4 protein-coding genes are annotated in these 4,469 nt (G+C 72.2%); 3 read left to right on the forward strand and 1 reads right to left on the reverse strand.

Translation table 11 applies throughout. From position 1 onward, the window contains the following. Positions 1 to 157: 157 nt before the first annotated feature. A complete protein-coding gene (locus ABD194_RS17775; protein ID WP_343993814.1) occupies positions 158 to 874 on the reverse strand; it encodes a TetR/AcrR family transcriptional regulator in 717 nt (238 codons plus the stop codon). Positions 875 to 971: 97 nt separating this feature from the next. Between ABD194_RS17775 and ABD194_RS17780 the strand changes: the two genes are divergently transcribed. From ABD194_RS17780 to ABD194_RS17790, 3 genes are read left to right on the forward strand one after another with little or no spacing between them, the layout of a single operon-like run. Then, positions 972 to 2,267 carry an acetyl-CoA C-acetyltransferase gene (locus ABD194_RS17780; RefSeq protein WP_343993816.1) on the forward strand — a complete coding sequence of 432 codons (1,296 nt, stop codon included), beginning with the start codon at positions 972 to 974 and terminating at the stop codon, positions 2,265 to 2,267. Between the two features lies 1 nt (position 2,268). Next, a complete protein-coding gene (locus tag ABD194_RS17785; protein ID WP_343993818.1) occupies positions 2,269 to 3,588 on the forward strand; it encodes a 3-oxoacyl-ACP reductase in 1,320 nt (439 codons plus the stop codon). Between the two features lie 7 nt (positions 3,589 to 3,595). Beyond that, entirely contained in the window at positions 3,596 to 4,462 is an 867-nt protein-coding gene (locus ABD194_RS17790) for a MaoC/PaaZ C-terminal domain-containing protein (protein WP_343993821.1), read from the forward strand. Positions 4,463 to 4,469: the final 7 nt, after the last annotated feature.

A 4,469-nucleotide genomic window follows, 5' to 3' on the forward strand; every position in this document is an offset into this window, starting at 1 on the left:
GGGGGTGTCTGCGGGGGTGTCTGCGGGGGTGTCTGCGGGGGTGTCTGCGGGGGTGTCTGCGGGGGTGTCTGCGGGGGTGTCTGTCGTGGCGTCGGTGGCCGTGGACATCTGGTGCCTTCCGGTCTGGACCTCAGGAGGTCGATCTCGTGATGGGGACTTACGGGGTCGCATGCGACGCGGTGGGGGATGGGACGGCGAGGGCCGGCGCCAGCCCGTGCCAGGCCAGCTCGGTGAGCGACTCGACGACCGACGCGCGGGGGGCGCGGTCGGCCTCGGGCGTGGCGAGCCAGTCGTCGGCGACGGCACGCACCGCGCCCACGAGGGCGATCGCCCAGGTACGGGCGCGTGAGGGGTCGGTGCCCGGTGCGGCGAGGGAGTCGAGCAGCAACCGGGTCAGCTGGTCCGCGACCTGGACGACCGTCTCGCCCACGGGGTCGTCCGGCAGTGGCCGGTCGATGAGCGGCCTCGTCACGACGAACCGGTAGACCTCCGTGTCCGACTCGACGAGGGAGAGGTAGGCCTCGACGGTGGACGCGACGAGCTGCCGAGCGGCGGCCGCGGAGGCGTCTGCCGGGCCGCCGGTCCGGGCGAGGGCAGCCCCGACGTTGCGCACCACCCTCGCGTCGATCCGGGCCGCGACGGCGCGGTAGAGCCCCGCCTTGTCGTCGAAGTGCCGGTAGACGACCGTCTTCGAGGTGCCCGCCTCGGACGCGATGTCGTCCATGCCGACTCCCGCGCCGTGCTTGCGGATGGCCCGGATGGTCGCGTCCACCAGGGCCTCGCGGCGCTGCTCACGGTGCTGCTCCCAGCGCGCATCGCGCCCGTCCCGCGAGGATCTGCGCCGAGCGGCGGCGGTCACCACGTCGTCGTCCATCTCACGAAAGTAACAGGTACTCGCTGTATCGACTACTGCCGGTTTCGGTTATCTTGGTCGAGACGACCGGTCCACATCCAGCCTCAGGAGAGACCCCATGGCTTCACAGACCACCCCGCGGACGCCGCGCCGCGTCGCGATCCTCGGTGGCAACCGCATCCCGTTCGCCCGGTCCAACGGGCCGTACGCCAAGGCCTCGAACCAGGACATGCTGACGGCCACCGTCGACGGGCTCGTGGCTCGCTACGGGCTCGCCGGCGAGCGGCTCGGCGAGGTCGTCGCGGGAGCCGTGCTCAAGCACAGCCGTGACTTCAACCTGACCCGCGAGACCGTGCTCGGGACCCGCCTCGACCCGGCAACCCCCGCCTACGACATCCAGCAGGCGTGCGGCACCGGCCTCGAGGCCGCGATCCTCGTTGCCAACAAGATTGCGCTCGGTCAGGTGGATGCCGGCATCGCCGGCGGCGTCGACAGCGCGAGCGACGCCCCGATCGCGGTGAGCGAGGGACTGCGCCAGACCCTGCTCGCGGCCAACCGGGCCCGGTCGACGACGGAGCGTGCCAAGGCGCTCGCAGGGCTGCGTCCCGGCCACCTCGTTCCCTCCATCCCCGAGAACGTCGAACCGCGCACGGGCCTGTCGATGGGCGAGCACATGGCCCTGACGGCTGCCCAGTGGGGCATCACCCGGGAGGCGCAGGACGAGCTGGCAGCGGCGAGCCACCGGAACCTCGCCGCTGCCTACGACCGGGGCTTCTTCGACGACCTGCTCACGCCCTACCTCGGCGTCTCGCGCGACACGAACCTGCGGCCGGACTCCGACGTCGAGAAGCTCAGGACCCTCAAGCCGGTCTTCGGCAAGGGCGACGGAGCCACGATGACGGCGGGGAACTCGACGCCCCTGACGGACGGCTCGTCCGCCGTGCTCCTCGCGAGCGAGGAGTGGGCGACGGAGCACCGGCTCACGCCGCTGGCCTGGTTCGTCGACGCCGAGACAGCGGCCGTCGACTACGTCCACGGCGACGAGGGCCTGCTGATGGCACCCGCGTATGCGGTGCCGCGCCTTCTCGCACGAAACGGCCTGAGCCTGCAGGACTTCGACTACTACGAGGTCCACGAGGCTTTCGCGGCAACGGTGCTCACGACCCTCAAGGCCTGGGAGGACGCCGACTTCTGCCGCGAGCGCCTCGGCCTCGACGCGCCCCTCGGCTCCATCGACCGGAGCAGGCTCAACGTCAACGGCTCGTCCCTGGCAGCCGGCCACCCCTTCGCTGCAACGGGTGGACGGATCGTCGCAAGCCTTGCCAAGCAGCTCGCGGAGGCCGGTGGGGGTCGCGGCCTCATCTCCATCTGCGCTGCTGGTGGGCAGGGCGTCGTCGCGATCCTGGAGGCCTGAGATGAGCGACCTGTTCACGACCATCCTCGGCTCACCGGTGGCCCGGCGCGTCGGCGTCCCACAGCCGACACGGCTGCGCCGCTACGAACCCGGTATGCCCCTGTGCGACGGGCCCGTGCTCGTCGCCGGTGGGGGCCGCTTCGCCGACGGGCTGGCCTCCTGGCTGGGCGGCATCGGCGTGGCGACGGTGCGCACACCAGCGGAGGCGGGCGAGAAGATCGGTGCAGTCGTGCTCGACCTGAGCGCGGCCGTCGACCCCGCGGAGCTCGACCAGCTGCGGGTCCTCGGGGCGCCGACGGTCAAGGCGCTCGCGCGCAACGGGCGTGTCGTCGTCATCGGGACCGACCCGGCGACGCTGAGCGACGTCGCGCAGGTGGCGACCCAGCGGGCGCTCGAGGGTGCGGTCCGCTCCCTCGGCAAGGAGCTGCGCGCCGGCGCCACCGCGAACCTCGTTCTCGCACAGGGCGATGCCTCTGGCGGTGTCCGCTCGGCCGTGGAGTTCTTCCTCTCGGGCCGCTCTGCCTACGTGGACGCCCAGGTGGTGCGCGTCGACGGGTCGGGCAGTGGCGAGGCGGACGCGCGCCGGCCTCTGGCCGGCAAGGTGGCGGTCGTCACCGGCGCCGCGCGCGGCATCGGCGCCGAGATCGCGAAGGTCCTCGCCCGCGACGGGGCCACGGTGGTGGCGGTCGACGTGCCGGCTGCCGGCGATGCCCTCGCGGCGGTGGCCAACGAGGTGAAGGGAACCGCTCTGCAGCTCGACGTGACCGCCGAGGACGCGGGGCGCCGCATCGTCGAGCACGCCAGGACCCGGCACAGGCAGCTCGACATCGTCGTCCACAACGCGGGCATCACGCGCGACAAGCTCTTCGTCAACATGGACGAGGCCCGCTGGCACAGCGTCATGGACGTCAACCTGCGATCCATCCTGCGGATGAACGAGGCGATCCTGGGCCCGGACGGGCTCGTCGACGGCGGACGCATCGTGTGCGTGGCCTCGATCGCCGGCATCGCGGGCAATCGCGGCCAGACCAACTACGGAGCGAGCAAGGCCGGCGTCATCGGGCTCGTCTCCGCCCTGTCCAGCCAGGTCAAGGACCGGGGCATCACCGTCAACGCCGTCGCCCCGGGGTTCATCGAGACCGAGATGACGGCGCGCATCCCCTTTGCCACGAGGGAGATCGGGCGGCGGATGAACTCGCTGCAGCAGGGGGGCCAGCCGAAGGACGTCGCCGAGACCATCGCGTGGTTCGCCTCACCGGGGGCGGGAGCGGTGACCGGTCAGGTCGTGCGCGTCTGCGGCCAGAGCCTGCTCGGGGCGTGAGGCCGGGATGACCAAGGACATCGTGCTCGAGCAGGCTCCCGACCTGCGCCGCATCTACGCCACCGCCCTGCGGCGCCGGGGCAGCTCCAGCGAGACGCTGCCCGACGTGCGCTACTCGCGAGCCGGCATACGCGTCGACGTCGACGACCTCGTCGCCTACGCGAACGTCTGCCGGTTCCCCGTCGGCGGCGCCCTGCCGCCGACCTACCCCCACCTCGTCGCGTTCCCGCTGCAGATGGGTGTCATGAGTGGTGACGAGTTCCCGCTGCCGCTGCTCGGGGCCGTGCACGTCGAGAACCGGATCGAGGTGGTGCGGCCGATCACCCTCGACGACCGGCTCGACGTGGCGGTGTGGGCCTCGGACCTGCGGCCGCACCGGCGGGGACGGCAGGTCGACCTCGTGTCGGAGGTGAGCGTGCTCGGCGACGTGGTGTGGCGCGGCACGAGCACTTATCTCTCCCGCGGCACCGAGCACCCCGAGGCGCCGCCGTCGGAGCCACCGTCGACCGCGCCGCTCGAGCGCGTCGCCGCGGGCCCGCTGTGGCGCCTCGGCGAGGGCACGGGCAGGGCGTATGCCGCCGTGTCGGGTGACTGGAACCCGATCCACGTGCACGCGCTCACCGCCCGGCCGCTCGGCTTCCCGAGCGCCATCGCGCACGGGATGTACACCTACGCCCAGGTCCTCGCCTCTCTCGGCCCGAAGCTGCCCGAGGTGGGGCTGACGAGCCGGGTGTGGTTCCGCAAGCCGGTGCGCCTGCCCTCGACGGTGCGCCTGCGGACCGCCTTCGAGCCCTCCCGCACTCTCTCCGTCCTCGAGAACGCCCAAGGCGAGCCGAGCGAGATCGAGCACGCCGTCGTCGCCAACACCTGGTAACCGTCGA

The organism is Terrabacter terrae (assembly GCF_039529575.1).
In the GTDB taxonomy this organism is placed as follows: Bacteria; Actinomycetota; Actinomycetes; order Actinomycetales; family Dermatophilaceae; genus Terrabacter; species Terrabacter terrae.

Excerpts from the sequence above, each read along its gene's own strand:
- ABD194_RS17775 (WP_343993814.1), bottom strand. The coding sequence starts at position 874 with ATGGACGACGACGTGGTGACCGCCGCCGCTCGGCGCAGATCCTCGCGG.
- ABD194_RS17780 (WP_343993816.1), top strand. The coding sequence starts at position 972 with ATGGCTTCACAGACCACCCCGCGGACGCCGCGCCGCGTCGCGATCCTC.
- ABD194_RS17785 (WP_343993818.1), top strand. The coding sequence starts at position 2,269 with ATGAGCGACCTGTTCACGACCATCCTCGGCTCACCGGTGGCCCGGCGC.
- ABD194_RS17790 (WP_343993821.1), top strand. The coding sequence starts at position 3,596 with ATGACCAAGGACATCGTGCTCGAGCAGGCTCCCGACCTGCGCCGCATC.